16 protein-coding genes and 5 pseudogenes are annotated in these 22081 nt (G+C 55.5%); 10 read left to right on the forward strand and 11 right to left on the reverse strand.

Annotation, left to right across the window (positions count from 1 at the left end):
- Positions 1-345: 345 nt before the first annotated feature.
- The 5 genes and pseudogenes from V7650_RS15510 to V7650_RS15525 all read left to right on the forward strand — a co-directional run.
- Positions 346-3297 carry a TonB-dependent receptor gene (locus V7650_RS15510; RefSeq protein WP_100092249.1) on the forward strand — a complete coding sequence of 984 codons (2952 nt, stop codon included), beginning with the start codon at positions 346-348 and terminating at the stop codon, positions 3295-3297.
- A gap of 342 nt (positions 3298-3639) precedes the next feature.
- Complete coding sequence (locus V7650_RS15515) at positions 3640-4569, forward strand: IS4/Tn5 family transposase DNA-binding protein (RefSeq protein WP_206169919.1); 930 nt, start codon at positions 3640-3642, stop codon at positions 4567-4569.
- Positions 4508-4675, forward strand: a pseudogene (locus tag V7650_RS18280) (hypothetical protein); the annotation flags it as partial. The gene V7650_RS15515 and the pseudogene V7650_RS18280, both read left to right, overlap by 62 nt.
- Before the next feature lie 87 nt (positions 4676-4762).
- A complete protein-coding gene (locus V7650_RS15520) occupies positions 4763-5029 on the forward strand; it encodes a hypothetical protein (protein ID WP_335657155.1) in 267 nt (88 codons plus the stop codon).
- Between the two features lie 61 nt (positions 5030-5090).
- Positions 5091-5716 (forward strand): annotated as a pseudogene (locus V7650_RS15525) (transposase); the annotation flags it as partial.
- An 87-nt stretch (positions 5717-5803) separates the two neighbouring features.
- On the opposite strand, the gene V7650_RS15530 reads toward V7650_RS15525, so the two are convergent.
- Positions 5804-8524: a TonB-dependent receptor gene (locus V7650_RS15530; RefSeq protein ID WP_335657156.1), complete on the reverse strand. Its 2721-nt coding sequence runs from the start codon at positions 8522-8524 to the stop codon at positions 5804-5806.
- 321 nt (positions 8525-8845) lie between these two features.
- Positions 8846-9160: pseudogene (locus V7650_RS15535) on the reverse strand (toprim domain-containing protein); the annotation flags it as partial.
- 57 nt (positions 9161-9217) lie between these two features.
- On the opposite strand from V7650_RS15535, the pseudogene V7650_RS15540 reads away from it, so the two are divergent.
- Positions 9218-10454: pseudogene (locus V7650_RS15540) on the forward strand (IS256 family transposase).
- A 421-nt stretch (positions 10455-10875) separates the two neighbouring features.
- Here the strand turns inward: V7650_RS15540 and V7650_RS15545 are convergent.
- The 6 genes from V7650_RS15545 to V7650_RS15570 all read right to left on the reverse strand — a co-directional run bounded on the left by V7650_RS15545 (position 10876) and on the right by V7650_RS15570 (position 16518).
- Entirely contained in the window at positions 10876-12102 is a 1227-nt protein-coding gene (locus V7650_RS15545) for an NAD(P)/FAD-dependent oxidoreductase (protein WP_176278810.1), read from the reverse strand.
- Between the two features lie 198 nt (positions 12103-12300).
- On the reverse strand, positions 12301-12846 hold the full coding sequence (locus V7650_RS15550) for a 3-phenylpropionate/cinnamic acid dioxygenase subunit beta (RefSeq protein ID WP_335657157.1): 546 nt from the start codon (positions 12844-12846) through the stop codon (positions 12301-12303).
- Between the two features lie 19 nt (positions 12847-12865).
- Complete coding sequence (locus V7650_RS15555; protein WP_335657158.1) at positions 12866-14185, reverse strand: SRPBCC family protein; 1320 nt, start codon at positions 14183-14185, stop codon at positions 12866-12868.
- A gap of 36 nt (positions 14186-14221) precedes the next feature.
- Positions 14222-15040, reverse strand: coding sequence for a hypothetical protein (locus V7650_RS15560; protein WP_335657159.1), 819 nt, complete (start codon positions 15038-15040; stop codon positions 14222-14224).
- Between the two features lie 52 nt (positions 15041-15092).
- Positions 15093-15392 (reverse strand): hypothetical protein, encoded by a 300-nt coding sequence (locus tag V7650_RS15565; protein ID WP_089133690.1) that lies wholly within the window; start codon positions 15390-15392, stop codon positions 15093-15095.
- Between the two features lie 151 nt (positions 15393-15543).
- Positions 15544-16518 (reverse strand): NADPH:quinone oxidoreductase family protein, encoded by a 975-nt coding sequence (locus tag V7650_RS15570; RefSeq protein WP_335657196.1) that lies wholly within the window; start codon positions 16516-16518, stop codon positions 15544-15546.
- A 126-nt stretch (positions 16519-16644) separates the two neighbouring features.
- On the opposite strand from V7650_RS15570, the pseudogene V7650_RS15575 reads away from it, so the two are divergent.
- The 3 genes and pseudogenes from V7650_RS15575 to V7650_RS15585 all read left to right on the forward strand — a co-directional run bounded on the left by V7650_RS15575 (position 16645) and on the right by V7650_RS15585 (position 18323).
- A pseudogene (locus tag V7650_RS15575) lies at positions 16645-17511 on the forward strand (AMP-binding protein).
- A 5-nt stretch (positions 17512-17516) separates the two neighbouring features.
- A complete protein-coding gene (locus tag V7650_RS15580; protein WP_335657160.1) occupies positions 17517-17762 on the forward strand; it encodes a hypothetical protein in 246 nt (81 codons plus the stop codon).
- A 42-nt stretch (positions 17763-17804) separates the two neighbouring features.
- The gene (locus V7650_RS15585) at positions 17805-18323 is read left to right on the forward strand and encodes an AMP-binding enzyme (protein WP_176278803.1); all 519 of its coding nucleotides are present in this window, start codon (positions 17805-17807) and stop codon (positions 18321-18323) included.
- On the opposite strand, the gene dmpG is transcribed toward V7650_RS15585, so the two are convergent.
- The 3 genes from dmpG to V7650_RS15600 all read right to left on the reverse strand — a co-directional run bounded on the left by dmpG (position 18228) and on the right by V7650_RS15600 (position 21058).
- The gene (gene dmpG / locus V7650_RS15590) at positions 18228-19268 is read right to left on the reverse strand and encodes a 4-hydroxy-2-oxovalerate aldolase (protein WP_176278802.1); all 1041 of its coding nucleotides are present in this window, start codon (positions 19266-19268) and stop codon (positions 18228-18230) included. The two genes, V7650_RS15585 and dmpG, sit on opposite strands and share 96 nt — an antisense overlap.
- Entirely contained in the window at positions 19268-20185 is a 918-nt protein-coding gene (locus V7650_RS15595) for an acetaldehyde dehydrogenase (acetylating) (protein ID WP_176278801.1), read from the reverse strand. Before V7650_RS15595 ends, dmpG begins: the two co-directional genes overlap by 1 nt.
- An 81-nt stretch (positions 20186-20266) precedes the next feature.
- Positions 20267-21058 (reverse strand): fumarylacetoacetate hydrolase family protein, encoded by a 792-nt coding sequence (locus V7650_RS15600; RefSeq protein WP_335657161.1) that lies wholly within the window; start codon positions 21056-21058, stop codon positions 20267-20269.
- Between the two features lie 240 nt (positions 21059-21298).
- Here V7650_RS15600 and V7650_RS15605 point away from each other — a divergent pair, with 240 nt between their 5' ends.
- Complete coding sequence (locus tag V7650_RS15605; protein ID WP_176278799.1) at positions 21299-22063, forward strand: IclR family transcriptional regulator; 765 nt, start codon at positions 21299-21301, stop codon at positions 22061-22063.
- Positions 22064-22081: the final 18 nt, after the last annotated feature.

Consider the following 22081-nt stretch of genomic DNA (forward strand, 5'->3'; position numbering starts at 1 on the left):
ATCCTCCAGAAAATGACTTCGCCTGCGAGCCGGTCATTTTCTGGAGGATAGTGCTGAGCAAACAATAACGGCTGAAGTCTTCTACCAGCTATAAGCTGGTGAGTTTCCTTCAAAGGTGAGACATTAAAATTACAAAATATGGCCCTGCCGAGAAATCGGCAGGGCTTTTTTGTAGCAAAATTGCATCAATTTGCCTGTGTATCGTGCTAAAATGGAGCAAAACTAGATGTTTCACGATTTGAGCCTGGACTTAATCGAGCGATTAGTTAAGTAATAACGGAATGGGGGGGGGGGGTGCGTAAAAATATCACTCTCCGATAAAATGTTGGGATTTGGGAGAGAGAAATGCGTAAATCGTTATTATTAGCCGCCACAGCTATATCTACAATGTCCGTACCTGCCATGGCGCAGGACCGTGATGATGGTACCATTGATAGCAATGTCATTATCGTGACCGCGCAGAGGCAGGCACAAAGTGCTCAGGATGTACCGATTGCGGTTTCCGCATTTTCCGGGGCAGCCTTGGAAGCCCAACAGATCGAGAACAGTTCCGATCTCCAGCTAACGCTCCCGAACATCACCTTTACCAAAACCAATTTTGTCAGTTCCAGTTTTACAATTCGCGGGATCGGCGATCTTTGTGTCGGCGCGTCGTGTGATCAGGCAACCGCCATTCACCTGAACGATTCGCCTCTTTTCGCGACGCGACTTTTTGAAACAGAATTTTTCGATCTCGAACGCGTCGAAGTGCTGCGCGGTCCGCAAGGCACGTTGTTCGGACGCAATGCGACCGCGGGTGTGGTCAATGTTGTCACTGCCAAGCCACAAATGGGAGAGTTCAAGGCATCCGGCGATGCCGAATATGGCAATTATAACGCGATCAAAGTCAAGGGCATGGTCAACATTCCCATCGGTGACAATATCGCATTCCGTGGTGCCGGCGTTTATGTAAAACGCGATGGTTATACCACCAATCTTAACGGCGGCCCTGATCTTGATGACCGGGATATGTATTCGGTGCGTGGTTCGCTGCGTTTCGAACCAACTGCGGATACGACGATTGACCTTTATGCTTCATATTTCCGCGAAGATGACAATCGTATGCGGATTCAGAAGCAATATTGTCAACGTGACCCTACAGGTATTTTGGGTTGTCTGAACAGTTCTCGCAATGCAGAATCGTTCAACGCGAACTCGACTATTGCGGCTACATTATCGTCGCGCGAATTCCTTGCAACTCAGGGTATTCCAACGGCTTTTGCTCTCGGTAGTCTTTACGGTCCAGACCAATATGCAGGTGTTTCCGTTCCCGCGGATCCGCGGACGGTCAACACGGCCTTCACGCCGGAATATTTTGCCAGCGAGTTGACGTTCCAGGGCAAGATCGAACATGACTTCGGGCCGATCAGCGCGCAACTTTCCGGTACCTACCAGAAGGTCAAGCTGGATTCTCGGCAGGACTATAACAACAATATTGGCCGTAGGGATATTTATGCAACTGGATTAAACACGCTTGCTGCAGCTGCAGCTGGTGCGATCCCAGGTCTTCCTGCAGCTTATTTTGCACCTCTTGCTTCTGCGATCATTCCGGATGGACCGAACGGCGTGCTTTGTACTTCAGATACTGATACCACCGGTCTCGGGGTATTTGGGGGCAACAGCATTTGCGACGCAACACCGCTTCAATTTGACCGGTCGAATCTGGATAACAGCAGTTGGTCCGTCGAGGCGATCATCTCAAGCGATCTGGATGGTCCGTTCAACTTCCTGGTCGGCGGTATTTATGCCGACTCTCATCTGACCGAGAACAGCTATTATGTGAACGCCTTCGGGCTCGATTATGGGGCAGGTTTGCTCGGTAGCTTCATTTCGCTTGCCGATGGCTTGCCGCCTTCATTCCTCGGCACGCCATATTATCGCAACCATTCGGATGATCTGACGGTCAAATCCTATGGCCTGTTCGGCGAAGTCTATTTCGATATCAGCGACAAGCTGAAACTGACGGGTGGACTGCGTTACAACAACGACAAGAAAAAAGTTAGAGCGCGTACAACGCTGGCAGACTTCCTTGTGCCATATAGTCAAACAACCGATGCGTTTGAATCACCATTCGTCGGATCTTTGGATGCCGATCCAGGTATACCCGGTAATCAACTTTTCCAGAATCGGGAGGTCAAGTTCAATGAAATCACTGGCCGTGCGGTGCTTGATTATAAAATCACCGACGACAATCTGATCTATGCATCCTATTCTCGCGGTTATAAGTCAGGTGGTATAAATCCGCCACTGCAGCCAATTTTCGCAGCTCCGGAATCCTTCCGGCCCGAGCAGGTCGATGCGTTTGAAATCGGATCGAAAAATACATTTGGCGATGGGGCTCTGCAACTCAACCTGACTGCATTCTACTATAAATATAAGGGTTTGCAGCTCAGCAAGATTGTTGCTCGGACCGCTGTAAACGAAAATATCGATGCCGATATTTACGGTGCGGAAGTCGAGGCAGTCATTCGTCCTGATCCGGACTGGATGATCAACATGGGCTTCAGCTATCTGCACACCAAGGTCAAGGGCGATACGTTTAACAGCGATCCGCGCGATTTTGGCGGAGGCCGGTCGGATGCGGTCATCATCCAGGATATTACCAATGCATCCAATTGTGCGGTGGCTTCCACGTCCGGAAATGCAGCTGGTGTAAATGCTTTTGTCAACACGATAAATGGTGCGATCAATGCCGGTCTGGTGCCGGGACTTGCACCTGGAGCAGGCCTGCAACCAACCACGGCATTCCCTGCTGATGGTGGCATTGCTTCAACCGGTGCCTTTGGTATTTGCGCTGTGCTGGACGCAGCGGCCCAAGGAGCTTTTGCTGGTGCAGGCGTTGTTCCGGCAGCCTTTGGCGGGATCGAGTATTTCTCTGCCGGTGTTCCCAAGAACATTCGTGGGAACCAGTTGCCACAGGCACCTCAGCTGAAATTCTCCACTGGCGTGCAATATACCATGAACTTTGACAATGGCATGAGTCTGGTCCCGCGTGTTGACCTTGCTTATACCGGTGAAAGTTTCGGCAGTATCTTCAACGGCAATGTCAACCGGATCAAAGGTTATGCGCAAGCAAACGCCCAGATTCAGTTGAACGGTACGGATGACCGCTGGTATGTTCGTGGATTTGTCCAGAATATTTTCGACAGCAACTCGGAGACCGGACTATATGTCACCGATCAGTCGTCGGGCTTGTACACGAATATCTTCTCACTTGAGCCACGCCGCTATGGTATTGGAGCTGGCTTCAAGTTCTGATCTGAAGCGACCATGATATGAAGAAAGCCCTGCCGGGAAACCGGCGGGGCTTTTTTTGATCATCTAAGATGCCTTTTGGCGAAAGCGCGACCTGATCCGGATTTTAGATATATCTCGAAATTGGCAGCCATTTTGCGATCAGGAAAGCCGTGCATGGAGACTAACTCCCAAGGGCGAGGCGTGCTGTAAGCGTGGCAAGGACCTTCCAATTACCCACAAGTCGTCGCACGTGTGATTCCATTGGCCGCGCGGACCTTGCTCACGTGGAATCGGGTATGATTCATCCTCTGGCACCTGAAATAGCTGACGGGGTGCACAAGGGGGAATTCTGGTTTCGACGCAGTGAGATGGGCCGATGGGGAAGTTGATATCGGCGCATTTCGCGACAAGCGTCTGGGCGAGCGGCTTAGAACGATGCTTGCGCAGATGGCAGGAGCGATTGGCGCACCGATCCCGATGGCCTGTCAGGACTGGGCCAATACCAAGGCAGCTTACCGCTTCCTGTCTAACGGCTCAGTGAACGAAGGCGAAATCCTCGCCGGCCATTTTCAAGCAACGCGAGCGCGTGTTGGAACGCTTGAAGGGCCAATCCTCGTTCTACAGGACACCACTGAATTCTCCTATCAACGCCGCGCGCCGGAAAAAATCGGTGCAATCGGCCTGGCACCCAGCCGACGCGATGAAAATGGCAGGCTGCGACTTCATACGGTCTGTGGCCTGCTCATGCATTCTAGCCTTGCGATCACGACCGAGGGATTGCCGCTGGGTCTGACAGCAGCGAAATTCTGGACCCGCACCAAATTCAAGGGCACCAACGCGCTGAAACGAAGGATCAATCCTACGCGTGTGCCGAACGAGGAGAAGGAAAGCTACCGCTGGCTCGAGAACATGCGTCAGTCGACCGCTATGCTGGGCGAGTCCGAGCGACTGGTCCACATCGGCGACCGGGAGAACGACATTTACGAATTCTTTTGCGAAGCGCAGGCACTCGGCACACATTTTCTGGTCCGCACCTGTGTCGATCGTCTGGCCGGTGACGGTGACCACACCATTGCCGACGAAATGAGCGAGGTTTCCGTGCAGGGCATGCAACGGGTCGTCATCGACAAGGACGATCATGCCGACATTGAGTTACGCTATAGACGGATCCAGGTGTTGCCACCGATCGGCAAGCAAAAGCGCTATCCGTCTCTCAACCTTACCATCCTGCATGCCCGTGAGTGTAGAGCACCTGAAGGGCGGGCCCCCTATCGATTGGAGGCTTATCACTGATCTGCCGGTAACAACGCCTGCCGAAGCGATTGAAAAGCTCGACTGGTACGCCCAACGCTGGAAGATCGAGCTTTTCCACAAGATACTAAAATCCGGCTGTCGGGCTGAGGATGCACGGCTCCGGACTGCCGATCGACTTGTCAATCTGATCGCAATATTCTGCATCCTGTCATGGCGCATCTTCTGGATGACCATGATCAATCGCGCCGCGCCTTCCGCATCACCCAGGCTCGCGCTGACCGATGACGAAATCGTCCTGATCGATCATCTTGTGGCTTCCAGAAAGAAGGTGCCCAGGCTCAGAACCATATCCGATTACCTGTACGAAATCGCGCGGCTCGGCGGCTATCTCGCTCGCGCCAATGACCCGTCTCCAGGTAACATTGTGATCTGGCGAGGATGGACCCGCCTCATGGACATCAAAATCGGTGCCAACGCCATCCGTAAGACTTGTGGGTAATTGGAAGGTCCTCGCCACGCTTACGTGGGTGTGGCCCCTCAATACGTATCAATGTTGGGCAAGTGCACGCGGCCTCACATGGGCCGTCGGCATCCCGTACAAGCAGAAAGTCTATCCCGCCGACGTGGCGATGATTTTTCCCGTCGCCGGGCGTGGTCGCCCCCGCAAGCGGCACATTCCCGACGCTACATCGGTATCGGCAAAGGCGATGTTGGAGGTAGCAAAGTGGCGCAAGGTCAGTTGGCGGCGCGGAACCAAGGGGCTGCTCTCGGCACGCTTCGCCGCCGTTCGCGTGCGAGTTGCCGATGGCCCGCCTCAACGCATCCGGAACAGTGGCGCGCAACATCTGCCCGGCGAGGAAGTGTGGCTGGTCGGCGCACATCGCTCAACCGGCGAGCGCAAATACTACCTCCCCAACCTGTCCTCCGACACGCCGATCAAGCCGCTTGCCGGAGCCATCAAGGCCCGTTGGGTCTGCGAACAGGGACATCAGCAACTCAAGGAAGAGCTCGGCCTCGATCACTTCGAAGGCCGATCATGGAAGGGGCTTCACCGACATGCGCTGATGTCGATGATTGCCTTGGCCTTCCTGCAATCCCGCCTCCTCAAGCAGGCCAAGGGGGAAAAAAGAATCGCCGGGTCGCCACCACAGCCGAGCCTGCCGACGATCAGGCAGACCATCATTGAACGCCTCGCCAAACCTCCTGATCTGACGTGCCCACAGTGCGGACACTGCATCTCTCATCGCTCGCTCACAAATCTGCCAAAGTAGTGTTAGAACTGGCCACGCAATGTGATGCCATAGGTTCTTGGTTCCGCAAGGAAGGCCGAATAGGTCTGCTGCGATGCGACAAATGGCGTGTTGAACGCAACCTGCGAATAACCAACATTGAAGACATTTTGTGCCCAGCCTTCGATCGCCCATTTATCGTCAGGACCACGGATACCAATACGCGCATTTACCAGCGTAAACCCGTCCTGTTCCTTGCCGTAAAGCAAATCCGAACCGGTGTTATAGTCACTGGTGGTACGGGCGTTGATGTAAAACAACCCGGTCAATCCGCTGTTGCCGATTGGCGGCGTGTAGGACAGCGATGCGGTCGCTGTGATTTCAGGCGCGTTCGACAGATTGTCGCCTGGCAGCAGGCGCAAAGCCGGATCGAGTGGAGAGCCAGTATCACGGCCAACCAGATTATTTTCATAGCTGGTATCGGTATATGTCAGCCCCATAGAGACATTTACATGTCTGACGGGATTGATGGACGCTTCCAGTTCGACACCCTGCGCGACAGCGCCATATTTGACGTTATCCGGGGTACAATTGCCCGTTGCGCCGCTGGCATCGCGATCCGCACCACCGAGATCATCGCTACACGCGTTTACATTCTGAACCACATAAGCGGAGCCATTGAATGTATTGAGCTGAAAACTGTCAAACTGCTGACGGAACGCAGCAACGCTCAGCGAAAATTCCCGGGTCGAGTATTTTCCGCCAATTTCAAAGGCGTTCACCGTCTCCTGGTCAAATTGGAGATTGGCGGTGCTGCCCGCCAATGCCGGATTGGCCAGCGTTGAACTGGTCAACGCAGACCGGTCGAGGTTGAAACCGCCAGCCTTGTAGCCGCGCGAATAGCTGGCATACAGCATCAAATCGTCAACCGGCTTGTAAGACAGGATAGCCGTACCCGTGAATTCATTCTCGCTCCGACTATCAGCCAAAGTTACACCATCCAGTTCGGAAGTTGAATTACCCTGACATGAAAGCCCGATTATGCCCGCTGCCAAAGGAGCAACCCCAGTACTGAGTAACGGCGTGAACAACGCGCGTTGGATCGGACACATCGTATTGTCGTTGGTAAACGCAGCGTTGAAATCCTTCGTTTCATTGGTATAGCGCAGCCCCAACGTCAGATCGAGCTTTTCGGTGATGTGGAATATATTGTGGGTGAAAAAAGCAAAATTCTCGCTCTTCTGATTATATATATCGAGAATCGTTCCCTTGTCATTGATCTGGGCCAGATTATCCAGACCGGCAAAGATCAGCGGGGTGGCAGCACCGAATGCGCCGGCCCCTGCATTTGCGGCTAGCAGCGCAGCCCTGCCGCCAGCGCTCAAACACCCTGAGCTAGTTGGTGAGGCAAGGGCAGGATTAACAGCATTGACGACCCGGCATGGCGCGAACGCACCATATTGCGAACCGAAGCGCAGATTGTCTCGTACCTCAAGCTTTTCGTTCGCATAAAAACCGCCGATCAACCAATCCAGCTTGTCATCAAATGCCGACCCTTGCAGGCGCAATTCCTGCGTGAAGGTTTTAAACTCCCGAGAACCGGCATTTTCAGTCGGTGCGCGATAGAGGATATCGACCTGTGTATAGTCGGTATCGGAAGCCTGAAAGTTGGAATATTCACGGTATCCGGTGATCGACGTCAGGTTCATCGTGCCGAGTTCGGCATTGACCTCAACCGAAGCACCGAAATCTTCGGTTTCACCAGCATAGGTGCGACCGGGAGTCACATAAATATCCCGGTTGAACGTGCTCTGGTTAAGCGCGGCCGGGTTTTGGCCCAGACCCAGCAAAATCGGGATGATCGGGTTGGCGGGGTCGGTCAGTGCCGGTGCACCGGGTTGCGGAAGCGCGAACGGATCAAGACCAGGACTTACCCGTGCTTGTTGGGCGAAACTCGGCTGAACAAAGGTTGCTGCACAGCAGGACTCGTCTTTTTTGGAATAGTCACCAATCACCCGGACGCTCAGACCGTCATTCGGTTCGAACAGCAGCTGACCACGGACCAGAAAACGATCCTTATTATTGACGTCGGTCCCGTTCACCACATCGTTGTAGAAACCGTCGCGTTTCAGATAAACGCCATCCACCCGCGCAGCGATAGTGTCGCTCAGCGGACCGTTAATGCCGCCCTCAAGGCGGATCTGGTTATAATTGCCATAGGTTGCGGCGGCATGACCGGAAAACACGAATTCCGGTGCGGCGGTGGTGATGCTGATCATGCCGGCAGAAGAGTTCCGGCCACCCAATGTACCCTGTGGTCCGCGCAGAACCTCGATCCGTTCAATCGGACCCAGTTCGCTGAGCGCATTACCGCTACGCGAACGGTAAACACCATCGATGAACACCGCCACGGAGCTTTCCAGGCCGGGGTTGTCACCAACCGTACCAATACCGCGAATACGGGCAGAGCCGTTGGCTTCATTGCCGGTCGATGAAACAAGCAAGGAAGGCGCCAGCTGATTGAGTTCGCGAATGTCGCTGGTTCCGCTCTGCTGCAATTGTTCCGCACCAATGGCTGACACGGCAATCGGCACATCGGACAAGACCTGCGCCCGACCCTGTGCGGTCACCACGATCACATTATCATCGACGGTACCTTCATCAGCTTGGTCAGCGGCATCAGATTGCGTCTGTGCATAAACGGGGGCGGTGGTGATTGCTGCAAGTGCAAATGCGCACGCAGATAGATTCAACGCTAATTTCATAACATGCTCTCCTGAAAATTTATTTTTTATCCTCATTAATGATAGCCTAGCCCGTCACATTTGATAGCCAAATCTCGCATCAATGCACCGTTTTCTGCAAACTGTGGCTTTATTGTCAGCCTATGCGGCACTTTTGGCGCAACAAATGAGCAGCCGATTTGCTTCCAACATCCAATGGCCCGCATCTTCTGGAAACAGAGAATAATTAATAAGAGCAGGATGACGTAGCGTCATAGCTGGCGCGGCCTGATCTCCCCGCATTTTGGATGGTTTCCAGGCAAATTTTTGGCCGTCCCAAACACTGCTTGGACCGAAACCGGGTCAATCACTATTTATCGGCCGTCGAGAGCGCAACGCCTGCGCCAGAGTCCCCTCATCGAGATAGTCCAGCTCACCGCCCACCGGTATCCCGTGCGACAGCTGACTGAGTCTCACGGGATAATTTTCCAATCGCTCGGCGATATAATGGGCCGTCGTCTGACCCTCCAAAGTGGCATTCATCGCCAGAACGACTTCGTCAATCCCGCCCTGCTCGACGCGCTTGATCAGCTTGTCGATCGCAATGTCTTCGGGTCGCACGCCGTCCAGCGCTGACAACCGCCCGCCGAGCACATGGAATTTTCCGGGAAACAGCCGCGGTGGGGCATAATGGGTAAAAGGAGTCCCACTATGTGACGACGCAAAGAGCCGACGATCCCGGCAGAGTTACTGGATCAACTATTGGCATGATCGGATGCAGCTTCTGCGCTGGATCAGGCGGATTGCTGGATTCGTTGAAGAAGGCGCTCGCCGAACGGGCGTTGAATGCCGAGATGGATTATCATCTGGGTGGCGATGAACAGGTAGGCAACAGCCGCAATGGCTATGGCCGCAAGCGTGTCATCACCGATAGCAGCAAAATCGAGATTGAGGTGCCGCGCGACCGCGAGGGCAGCTTTGATCCGCAGTTGATTGCTAAATATCAGCGCCGGTTCCCTGGCTTTGATGACAAGATTATCTCAATGTATGCGCGCGGGATGAGCACGAGGGAGATCACCGGGCATCTGCGCGAACTATACGGCATCGACGTATCGCCTGACCTGATCTCGACCGTCACCGACGGCGAGCATCGCTCCGTGCCGGGGGCACGGGAAGACGCGCAGCGCTGGAAGAAGTTACCGCCTGGCAGCAGCGGCCGCTTGATCCGGCCTATCCACTGGTGTTTTTCGACGCCATTCGCGTCAAGATCCGCGATGAAGGCATGGTTCGCAGCAAAGCTATTCATATCGCGCTTGGCGTCCGCGCTGATGGCCGCAAAGAGGTTCTCGGCCTGTGGATTGAACAAAATGAAGGTGCCAAATTCTGGTTGCGCGTTATGAACGAGCTTAAAAACCGGGGCACCGAGGATATCATGCTGGCAGTCGTTGATGGTCTCAAGGGCTTTCCCGATGCGATAACGGCGGTATTTCCCGAAGCCGTCGTGCAGACATGCATCGTCCATTTGCTACGCAACAGCATGGATTTTGTGTCGTGGAAAGACCGCAAGCCACTGGCAACGGCCCTCAAGGCCATTTATCGCGCCGTCGATGCCAAGGCTGCCGAAGACGCGCTGATTGCCTTCGAAGCAAGCGAATGGGGCCTGCGCTATGTCGCCATTGCCCAGAGCTGGCGGCGAGCATGGAATGAGGTGGTTCCATTTTTCGCCTTTCCCGAGGCGGTGCGCAAAATTATTTATACCACGAATGCTATCGAGGCCCTGAACTCAAAGCTCAGGCGAGCGATCAGAGCCAGAGGTCATTTTCCCAATGACGAGGCGGCAACAAAATTGCTCTATCTGGTCTTGAACAGACCAGAAAAAGAGTGGAAGATGCCACTTCGTGAGTGGACCATGGCAAAAGCACAGTTCGCAGTTATCTTCGGCGAACGCTTCATCAAAGCCAAGACGGCATAATGTTCAACCGCCCCACCACACACGAAATTACTGACACTCCCGCGAGCGGCGGCCGTTCATAGGGAATCACGTCCGCACAATATCGAGCGCCTCCTTGCCGCTCACTGCCGATCGCTGGCCATGACACATGATCGTGACGGGTTGTAGTTTCCGTTAGAGAATCGACTTTCTGCCAAACAGCGCCACAATGTTCGGCCACATATCAGGACACCGACCCTCTCGTGATGTCGGCGCTATCCGATAATTTCTTCACGCCGGGCGACGGACCGATCACTGGCCTCTTTGACGATCATTGGCAGACGATGTACCGCAAGGAGTTTGACCTTCTTACGCTTCCTAATGTCGAAGGTATCGCCATTGGTTCGAACTTTCGCGCGGTCTCGATCATAGTGGACATGTTGAATCGGCTATCCGCCGGACTTCAAAGCAATTCCTTAAGCTGGCGCGAAGTATCGGCAAGGTCTTCACGTGCCGCTACCAATCCCGTCTCGACAAGCCTTCTACCCTGCACATAGTCCTTCATGGAATTAACGCAATCGAGCGCCACGACTTTTCCATTCTTCAGATATACAATGGAAAAGGACCGATTGGATGGATCACCACGTGTCACGGAGTCATCGTATCCCGCACTCAGTCCTACCGTCTGAATTTTCAAGTCATACTGATCGGACCAGAACCAAGGTGTTGCGTGATATGGTTCAAAGTTGCCGCAAATCACACTCGCGACGACGCTCGCCATGTCGTTGGCATTCTGGACACTTTCGAGCCGAATGCGCTGGCCGTCCGCAAACGGATTTATGTGTGCAGCACAATCCCCGATTGCATACACACCGGGTAGTGTAGTTTGGCAGTATTCGTCGACTACGACACCGTTCGCGGTTTCCGCGCCTGCCTTGGCCAATGCATCAATGCATGGTTCGATCCCGATGCCGACGAGAACGATATCGGTCTGAATCACCTCGCCTGTTTCGAGCACAACGCCAGTCAGAAGTCCCCCGTCTCCCTCGATGCAGCGGACGCCCGATTCGAGGTGTATTTTTACTTCTCTGCTCACGTGCTCATTTTGAATAAAGCGGGAAACTTCGGGACCAGTGACTCTGGAAAGCACACGATTGAAAGCTTCTACTAAGACGACTTCATGGCCAAGTTTTCGAAATACTGCTGCCGCTTCCAGGCCAATGTAGCCACCTCCTATTATCGTACACCGCTCTGTTCCTGCTTTCATGTCATCGATCAAAGCATCCACATCCTCCTTGGAGCGCACCGTGTGTACGCCCCGTAGGTCCGATCCATCGCAGATAAGGCGCTTGGCATCTCCACCCGCTGACCAAACAAGCTGCTCGTATGCGTATTCCTGACCGTTGCCACAGGAAATTGTTTTCACCAGAGGATCGAGTGAAGAAACATTGCTCCCGCCTAGCAGATGTACATCCCTATCCCGCCAGAATTTCTCGGGTCGAATGAGTATCCTTTCGAAGGTTTTCTCTCCGGAGAGATACTCCTTCGAAAGTGGCGGTCTTTCATAGGGGAGGGCACGACTGCGGTCGAGCAATCCGATGCTTCCGTGGAAACCCTGCTTACGCAGCCCAATGGCAGTCTGAGCACCGCCATGTCCGCTGCCGACGATCAGAACATCGTATTTCTCCATCTGTTAACCCTCCTCCTACAGAATAATCATGACCCCACAGCGGCAAGCATGCATTGAGTGTTCAGTCGGTTCGCGAAAGTCGTCGGCCCATGCCATACAAGAGCCGTGTCTGAAGAAGCTACCCCGATCCTTAATAACGCTCTTCAGGATCGGTACCCAAAGGCAACGATACAGCATGCGAATTGCGAGCTATCCAAATCAAAGGAATGTGTTGATATTCTTTGCTTGCAGAATGGTCTGCTGCAGTATCACTTTACGACGGGCCAGTTTCAGCGAGCCGTCCGTATCCCGCCTGATCAGATCGACGCGTCTGGCCTTCAGCTCCATCTCGTCATCCTCCGCGTGGTGGCGACTGTTGATGACTAGTGAATGAACGGTCCATTCGGTGGGGGTATCGGTCGGTTCGACCTCGATATTGCTCACAAGATGAAAGTGCCGGGTCGGCGGGTCTTCAGCCCATGCGGAGGGCTGCTTGGCGCGGGCTACGCGAATCTTGAGATATTCGAGATCGTCGTCAAAAAAGGCCATCCTTGTGGGGCTGAACTTGGCGTCGTCATTCCGGTAGCGTGTTTGCATCCCTGGAATCCAATAGTGGATGTCGTCTGCCAGCAATTCCAGCCATTCATGCAAATGCTCGCCGTCGAGTAGGCGGGCTTCGCGATAGAGAAATTGCTGAATTTCGATAACTAGATCGACGGAAACTGCTCGATGTTCGCGGGCTTCGATTTTTTCGGCTTGGTTCACGGTCACCTCAAACTGGTATTTAGCGGACTGGTACGTCGGCCCAGGTTTCTGCATTCATTAGATCGGCCCAGCGTTGGTAGAACGCCCGCTGGTTCGCTTCGTTGATCTGGCTCTGATGGACATTTCCCTTCAGTTCCTCGTGTTCGATACGCGAATCGAGGCCCATTCCAGCATGGAGTTTCTGTCGTCGCGTGACGACACCTGCATTGACAGCGGTGCAATTTTCGAAATTCTCACCGTCGTCCATCTCGAAGACCCCTGCTGGAGAGAAAGTCAGCATCACGCCGCGGCGATATTCTTTCTTTAGCTCCTCCGGGGCATTGGCGTTCAGAAATACCCAGGTATGAAGCTCCGTTTCTCTCGGACCTTTTGGGTTCCACGTGCGGAAGGTATTGTGCCCGGCCAGGAAGGACAGGTTCGGAAAAACATTGGCCGAACTGAGCGAGGCGACCATCCTGCTGCGGACCTTCCCCAGCCGTTCGGCAAACCTCGCCTCGTGTTCACGCAGATATTCGAGGATTTGCGGCGAATTGAGCGTGGCCGCGTTGCCGATGAAATCCAGGCCGAACTCCCACCCGTGGCCATTGACGTTGGCGTGATAGGAACGATCGGGCCGCATCGTCGGCTGTTTGCCGAACATGGCGATGAGAGCCGAACTGTGCGTCCATGGAGCGTGGTAGGAATCGCCTACGAAGTTTTCTGCTGGGAACTTCCAGTTGCACTTGAGGCGGGACTTGATGTTGCCGTCGATAAATTCGATGCCGCCTTCGTCATTGTCGAGAATGACGTCGAGATACCAGCGAAAGTCGCCCAGATATTCCTCTAGCGAGGGTGCGTCCGGATCGAAGCAAGCAAAATGCATGCCCTTGTAGCTCTCCACCCGAGCCTGGTGGAGGCCGAGCCGAGACTTATCGAAATTGGACTTGCCATCGTAGGACTTTGGTCGGCTGACGCTCTTCAGACTGCCGTCGAGGCCGTATGACCAGCCGTGGAAATTACATGTGAAACGGCGGGTCTTGCCAACTTCGGCAAAACACACGCGGTTGCCGCGGTGGGAACAGGAATTGAGGAAAGTATGAATCTTGCCGTCTTCGCCGCGCGAAACGATTACCGCATCCTCCCCTATCGTAGTGGTAAGGAAATCCCCGACCTCTGGCAGTTGCGAATCGTGCGCAACGAAAATCCAGCAGCGTGCAAAAACTCGCTCGAGCTCGAGCGAGTAGATCGCATCGTCCCAGAATATCCGGCGATCAATGTAACCTTCTTCCGCATCAACCCAGTCGTTGACCTTGGAGGCGAGTTCCGTTTTATCGTCCGTTTTTGTGGATAGGTTTGTCACCCTATTCTCCTATTGAAATTGGTTTTCCTGCCGCCATCAGGCCGGTAGGATTTCGGCAAAGCCGAGGCCAGTGACACCGCCCGACCAGGCTTCGTAAGTAAGCACTTCTCCCTGGCCAGCCGGAAGGGCTCCCATCACCGCTAGATAATGGCGGATTTCCATGCCCCCATTGCCCCCGTCGCGCATGATCTCTTCGTCGGTCATCGAAAGCAGCGTGGACGGGTCGCCGGACACGATGGCATCGAGGACCTTCTTGTCGAACTCGGGGTTGATTCGGCCCATTTCTCCTGTGCCGACCCAGTGGCTGATCCCACCACTGCCGATCAGTACGACGCGTTCGTCACCCGGCATGCCTCCAACCGCATCGCGCACCATCTGCCCGAACTCATACGCCCGCTGAAGGCGAACATATGGCTCGACGCCGCTGGCCATGTAAACGGGAACGGTCTGAACCGATCCGTCGGTCGGAAGGGCAAGTTGGGCCGGAACGCCGATTGCATGATCCACGCCCAGATCGCGCGCGACGGATACATCGAACCCGCTACCGTGGGCGTGATTCACCAGGTAGTTGGCGAAGTCCGGATCGCTCGCAATCGGTGCATTAGCTACGCCTGGCAGCCGATCAATCGGACCATGCAGCTCGCCGGTAGCGATGAGGAACTGCGGCAGGCAACGCGGGCCGAACAGAATATAGTGGTCGGCGCCGAAAATTATCGCTTTGGTCGCGCCCGATGCGCGAACCTTATCGCATATCCGGGAATAGACCGCGAGAAGGTGATCGCGCTCCTTCTTCTGCGGATTTACGAACAGCAAGGGGTCATGCGGCATTATATAGCCGCCAACGATATTCGCCATTTAACAACTCTCTCCTGTGTGTCGAAAACTCGGCGACGTGATGTCGCGCAAACTACAAACTATCCTTACCGCCGCTCGACGCTTCCAACCGTGATGCAAGCTTGGGAACCCGGGCAAGATATTCGGGCATTGATTGCGGTCCGCGGACGCTGGTCCAAAAGCCCATCAAGAGCATCGGATTGATTCCGTATTCGAACAGGTTTTCTACCTGCATTGAAATAACCATCTCGCGTTCGGTCTCGCTGAGTGCATATTTGCCCGCGACTTCTCCGGAATCTTCGCGAAATGCTTCCTTCCGGTTACGTGAAGTACTCACGTCATAAAACAATTGCTCGACAGCCCCGTAGCTCATCCCATTCGCTTTCTTTTTGCATTGCGACGACGGGGATAATCCCCAGTGTCTTTTTAGGCACTGGCAGGAATGAGTCAATACCCTTGCGTATGGTTCGGCAATTTAGGGCCGCCGACTTACCCATTTTTTGCGCTTTCCTGCGGCTATGGCGCTACCAGGATAGCACAACTTTGCCGACTGTCTCTCGCGACCGCAGCGCCTTCATAGCCGCGACCACTTCACCCATTGGATAGACATCCCGAATCAGCGGGCGAATCCCACCTGCGGCACAAAGCTCGACCAGTTCTTGCTGGATCGCGCGGATTTCGTCGGGATCTCGGTCAAAGCTCCAGTAGACGCCGTGCACGCTGGCTGATTTTACCAGCATGTAATTCGCCTTCAGCGCTGGTATCTCGCCGCTTGCGAAGCCGCATATGAGCAGTTTTCCCTGCCAAGCGAGCAACCGCAAACTCTGTTCCGAAGTTGCGCCTCCGACCGGATCAACCACGATGTCGACTCCATTTGGAGACAATGATTTGACCTCTTGGTACCAATCTGGCTTGCGATAATCGATAACATGGTCCGCGCCATTTTCGATTGCGAAACGACGCTTTTCCTCCAACCCAGCCGTGGCAATGATGCGGGCTCCGGCGGACCGGGCAAGCTGGGTCGCTGCGACCCCGAGACCGCCACTCGCAGCGTGGATCAGGACCGTCTGGCCCGCAGTCAGATTACCTTTCGAAAACAAGGCGACATGCGCCGTGGTATAGGAGACCGGAAGCGCAGCGGCGGTCCGAGCATCGATGTCTCCGATCGCCATCAATCGGTCTGATGCAACCGCGCAATATTCAGCGAAGGCACCGCTGCGAACCTGACAAGCAACCCTGTCTCCAGGCTGAAACCGCGAGCCTGCGCTGGCGTCCACGACTGTTCCGGCAAGCTCGTTACCGGGGACAAACGGCGGCTCGATACGGTCCTGATAGCGGCCCGCGATAGCAATTTCGTCAGCAAAATTGAGCGCTGCGGCCTCCACCTTCACCAGGGTATCAACCGGATTCGGACCGCCTTGTTCCAACGTGGGAACGGGAATCCGATCGAACACCAGATCCTCCGGCTTGCCATATTCCTTCACGACCCAAGCCAGCATCTTCTTCAAATCAATTATCCCTTACAAAATATCCATTCGCATAAGTATGGAAATGACTGTTATCTGACAAGCCCAATCGGCAAAAGGTGGAATTTAATCATGTCAGCCAGCAATGACGCATCGGCCATGTCTCGCGCTGGCGGGGTGATCGCTTTCTTACGGCGAGGTCGTCGAACTTGCGTCAAGCATCGAGGCCGTACTCGCTCGAATGGGTATCGAGCCGGGGGAACGCAAAGAGTATATGGGCCGCCCCATACCGTGTTCACGCTCAGCTGTTTCGCGATATGCCATATCGGCGCGGTCTATGTCGGGCGCAATCCGTTATACAGTGCCGATCGGCTAGCCAGGCAATGTGTCGATAGGGGCCTGAAAGCCATCGTGACCTTCGATGAGCCCGGGCCGCTCGCCAAGTCTCTCCAGATACGCGAACGCATCAGCCGTCCCGTGCCCCTGCTGGTCGGTTCCTTCACACAGGGTCCGCGCGAGGCAATCGCGCTGCAAGAATCTGAGATGGCATCGTTCCTGCAGACCATACCCGACCTACTGACGGCCGGTGGATCAGTGGATCGGGCCACGTTCGACCCCGTCGCACAGCCCGCCATGCTCCAATTCACGGGCGGTACCACCGGCACGCCCAAGGCCGCAGTCCTCACCCATTACAGTCTGCTGCACAATTCGGCCTAAATGGTCAGCAGTTATCCTTAGCTCAAACACGGCAGGGAAGTGATGCTTTCGGCGGCCCCGGCGACCCACGTGGGCGGGATCGAGCCGGTCCAGAATTTGACCATGCAACTGGCTGGAGAACTGGTCTCACTACCGCACTTCGATCCAATGAATGCCCTGGAACTGGTCGAAGAACGACAGATCACCATCCTTCTGCTTGCCCCTACCATGGCCATCGCCCTGCTGAAGGCGCCCCGTGAGCGGCCAATCGACTGGTCGGGCATGAAATATGCATCCAGTGCGGCGCGCGACCGGTTCCAGCAGAGCTGAAGGAGATGTTCCGGGAGGCCACCGACCACTGGATCACGACCCTATACGGCATGAGCGAAACCGCTCGGGCGGTCGACTATTCGCCGCCCGAACGCACGCATGCGCAATGCACCGATGTTCGCCTGCCCTTCACCGAATTGGAAACCCGCAAGACAGACGATCCCCGTCAGCGGGCGGCGGTTAGCGAAATCTGTCTGCGCGGCCCGCTGGTGATGAAGGAATACTCGCGTAATCCGGAAGCGAGCGAGTAGGAATTCGTCGACGGTTTCTTCCGCAGCGGCGTTCTCGGTTCGATGAGCGAAGACGGGCCTGCCGCCGTTAACGGCAGGCTGAAGGACATGATCATCGCTGGCGGCTTCAATATCTACCCTGCCGACGTGGAGCGCGCGATGCTGGGCCATCCCGCCGTTCGGGAGGCGGCGGTCATCGGCGTGCCCGAGGATTACCGAGATGAGACTGCAAGGATGATCGTTAGTCTGCGACGAGGCGAGCAGCTTGATCTCAAGCATCTCAAGGAGTTTCTCTCCGGGCGGCTTTCCCCGATGGAAATTCCCACGATCCTGTCGATCGCAACCGAAATTCCGCGCAATGAGAAAATGAAGATTTCGCGGCAGGGCCTGCGCAAGCGCGAAGGCCTCGCCCCGCGCGGAACGGGGCGAAGTGACCGGGCGGCGGAATTGCGCCGCCACCCGGCCCCTTTCATCACCGAACCAAGGCTAGACCAAGTCGCGTTCCTTGGCCATCGACAGCGCCGTGTCCTCGATCATGTCTTCCTGTCCGCCGATCATCTTCTTGCGAGCCAATTCAATTAGGATGTCGCGCGCGGACAGGCCGTATTTCCGCTCTGCTTCCTTGGCCTGATACAAGAAGGTCGAATAGACTCCCGCAAAGCCGAGGGTGATAGAATCCCGGTCTGCACGGGGCGGCTGCGGCATAATCGGCAGCACCCGGTCTTCGGCTACGTCCATGAGTTTGAACAGGTCGACGCCAGTCTTGATACCCATCCGTTCGCTGACTGCGGCCATTAGTTCCAGCGGCGTATTGCCCGCCCCGGCACCCAGCCCGGCCGCCGAACCGTCGATACGATCCGCGCCCGCCGCCACGGCCGCCAGCGAATTTGCCACACCCATGCCGAGATTGTGATGGGCATGAAAACCGATCTCTGTCGCATCCTTCAAGGCTGTGCGCAGCCCGCCTATGCGAGCCGTCACGTCATCGGGCAGCATGTAGCCGGCCGAATCCACGCAATAGATCGTCGTCGCCCCGTATCCTTCCATCAACAATGCCTGTTCGAACAGATGATCTATCGAGGTCATATGGGCCATCATCAGGAAGCCGACCGTATCAAGACCGAGTTCGCGCCCCAGGCCGATATGTTGTTCGGTGACGTTGGCCTCGGTGCAATGCGAGGCCACATGGACGCACCCTGCCCCGCAATCGGCGGCCATCCGCAATTCATCCAGTGTGCCGATGCCCGGGACGTGAAGGACCGAAATTGTCGCATTCTTCACGACCTTGGCCACTGCCGAAATATACTCGCGATCCGTATGCAGGCCGCGCCCGTAGTTGAGAGACGATCCCCCCAGCCCGTCACCATGAGTGACCTGGATCAGGGGCACTCCGGCATCATCGAGTCCCGAAGCGATGTCGACCATCTGGTCCAGGGTGATTTGATGGCGCATCGAATGCATGCCATCGCGCAGGCACATGTCATGCAGCTTCAGTTTGCGGCCTCTGACCTGATCATCCAGCGTCATTATGCGTTCTCCATCACGGGTTCTAGTTCAAGCTGGCCATCCAGAATGTCCTGAGCGAACATTTCGGCGGTGCGGACAGAGGCCGCTGTCATGATGTCGAGATTTCCGGCATATTTGGGAAGGAAATCGCCAAGTCCCTCCACCTTGAGGAAGATCGACACCTTGCGACCTTCGAAAGTCGGCCCGTTTTTCAACTGGTAGCCGGGCACGTATTGCTGTACCGCCGCGATCATCTCGTGGACGGAGGCGGTGATAGCTTCCTGGTCGGGTTCGTCGACGGTTTCGCAATAGACGGTATCGCGCATCATAAGCGGTGGTTCCGCCGGGTTCACGATCACGATCGCCTTGCCTTTCGCCGCCCCTCCAACCTCTGCTACCGCAGCCGAGGTCGTGCGGGTGAACTCGTCGATATTCTTGCGCGTGCCCATGCCAATCGACTTCGAAGCGACGGTGGCGATGATTTCGGCATACTCCACCTCCTGCACACCGCTGACCGCGGCGACCATCGGGATCGTGGCTTGCCCGGCGCAGGTGACCATGTTGACGTTCATGGTCTTGCGCCCCGCAAGGTCTTTCAGATTAATCGGCGGGACGCACAGCGGGCCGATGGCAGCGGGCGTCAGATCGATCATCAGGACACCAAGTTCATTGAGCTTGCGACTGTTGTCCGCATGAACATAGGCCGAGGTCGCATCGAACGCGATCTGAACCCCATCCTCAATCACATGGGAAACCAACCCGTCGACCCCTTCTGCGGTGGTCTTGAGCCCCAGTTCTTTCGCGCGGGCCAGACCTTCGGACCCGGGTTCGATGCCCACCATCCAGACCGGTTCGAGAACCTCGGAACGCAGCAGTTTGTATAGAAGATCGGTGCCGATATTTCCCGGCCCGATTATTGCACATTTGATTTTATCCATCTCTTCCTCTTTCAGTTGAATTGAGCTTGTTCGCGAGTACTTGAACGCTTGCGGTCGGCCTCTACCCCCGCCAGGGGCGGACTAGGTGAAGGTCAGGCGGCAGGTTCCGAGACCATCGCTAAGACTGAGCAGCAGCGTGTCGCCGGCGGAGATTTCGACCATCGGGCCAAGCGCCCCGGAAAGGATAATTTCGCCTGCCCTGAACGGCATGCCGAGACGGCCCAGCGTATTGGCGAGCCACGCGACCGAGTTGAGCGGCGAACCCTGGACCGCGGCCCCGACGCCGCTCGCAACCTCGGTTCCATTGCAGTCGATTTTCATGCTCACGCTGGCAAGATCAATGTCGCGCGGATCGACCTGCTGCGTGCCGATTGCGAAAATCCCGCATGAAGCATTGTCGGCGACAGTATCCTGAATCCGGATGTCCCAGTCGCAAATGCGGCTGTCGACGATCTCGAAACAGGCGGTGACATATTCGGTCGCCTCAAGAACATCTGCCGCCGTCACGCCGGGCCCTGTCAGGTCATGCTTCAGGATAAAGGCGATCTCTCCCTCGGCCTTTGGCTGGATGAGAGACTTGCGCTCTACTGTGGCATCATCGGCAACCAACATGGCATCGGTCAACTGGCCGAAATCGGGTTCAAATACCCCGATCATCTCCTGCACCACCTTGGACGTAACCCCGATCTTCTTACCGATGATTGCCTCACCGGTCTCCAGCCGCCGCGCAACCAAACGTTCCTGAACGCGGTAGGCATCGACGATATCTATATCCGGATTCCGGTCCCGAAGATTGGGGATCGTCTCACCGGCGATCAGGGCATCGTAAAGCTCATCGCCGAGTGAAGTGATGATCGAAGGTTCAATTGTCATTGCCTAAAACTCTCCCAAACAGATACTAAATTGCGCAGCCGTGACTTATCGGCTCACCCCTTCCAGCCGGGATTTAGTGCGTCATCAGCCACAAATTGGATGAGTTCGCGAATCTCCCGTGTTCTGAAAGCGGTCGGATCAATCGTTCTTCAGAACATTGGGCCAACTCTCCGCATTCTACCAGCCTTGACAACCGAGCCTTTTGGTCTAGAGCCTCACCCTGTGAGAGGAAGAGCCGAGATGAATGAAGAGGCGGGTACATCGGTTGCCGAGCGATTGCTCGACTTGCTTGAGTGCCTTTCATCGTCACCTTTGACGGTGAGGGAAATATCCGAAACTTCCGGAATACCTCTTTCGACCGCTCATCGGTTGCTGCGGCCACTGGTGGCGCGCAAATACGTGCTGCGGCACGGGCGGGGGCGCTACCTGCTCGGCATCGCCAGCTTGGAACTTGGAGCGCGCGTGGATCTCGATTCCATCATCACCAGCGCTACCCGTCCGATCATCGCGGATCTTGCCAAGACCTGCAAGCACACGGTGCATCTGGGTGTTTTCCGGAACAATCTGGTCCGTTACCTGGTCAAGGCCGATGCTGGATATTCGCGTACCCCCTCGCAGGAGATGACCGAACTCGAGGCCTATTGCACCGGGGTCGGCAAGATGCTGCTTGCCCAGCTCGCTCACGATCAGCTGGAGGAGTATCTGGCTCCAGACGATTTCGTCCCTCTGACGCAGAACACCATTTCGCAGGCCGATGCCTTGCGGAAGGAGATCGGCGACGTGCGCAGGCAAGGCTGGGCGATGGACCGGGGTGAGATATATTCCGAATTGCGCTGTCTTGCGGTGCCGATAGAGGATCGGACCGGGCGGCTGATGGCGGCAGTTTCGGTCACCGAGGTGTGCACCGACGAAAATTTCGAAGAGGCGGAGGAGAGGCTGCTCACGCTCCTGCCGAGCATCGTCGAGGCGGCGGAGGCAATCTCCGTCATGCTGCGGGCTTCGTAGGGTCGCTGCGCTGGAAAA

It is taken from the genome of Parasphingorhabdus sp. (genome assembly GCF_036964565.1).
Taxonomy (GTDB): domain Bacteria; phylum Pseudomonadota; class Alphaproteobacteria; order Sphingomonadales; family Sphingomonadaceae; genus Parasphingorhabdus.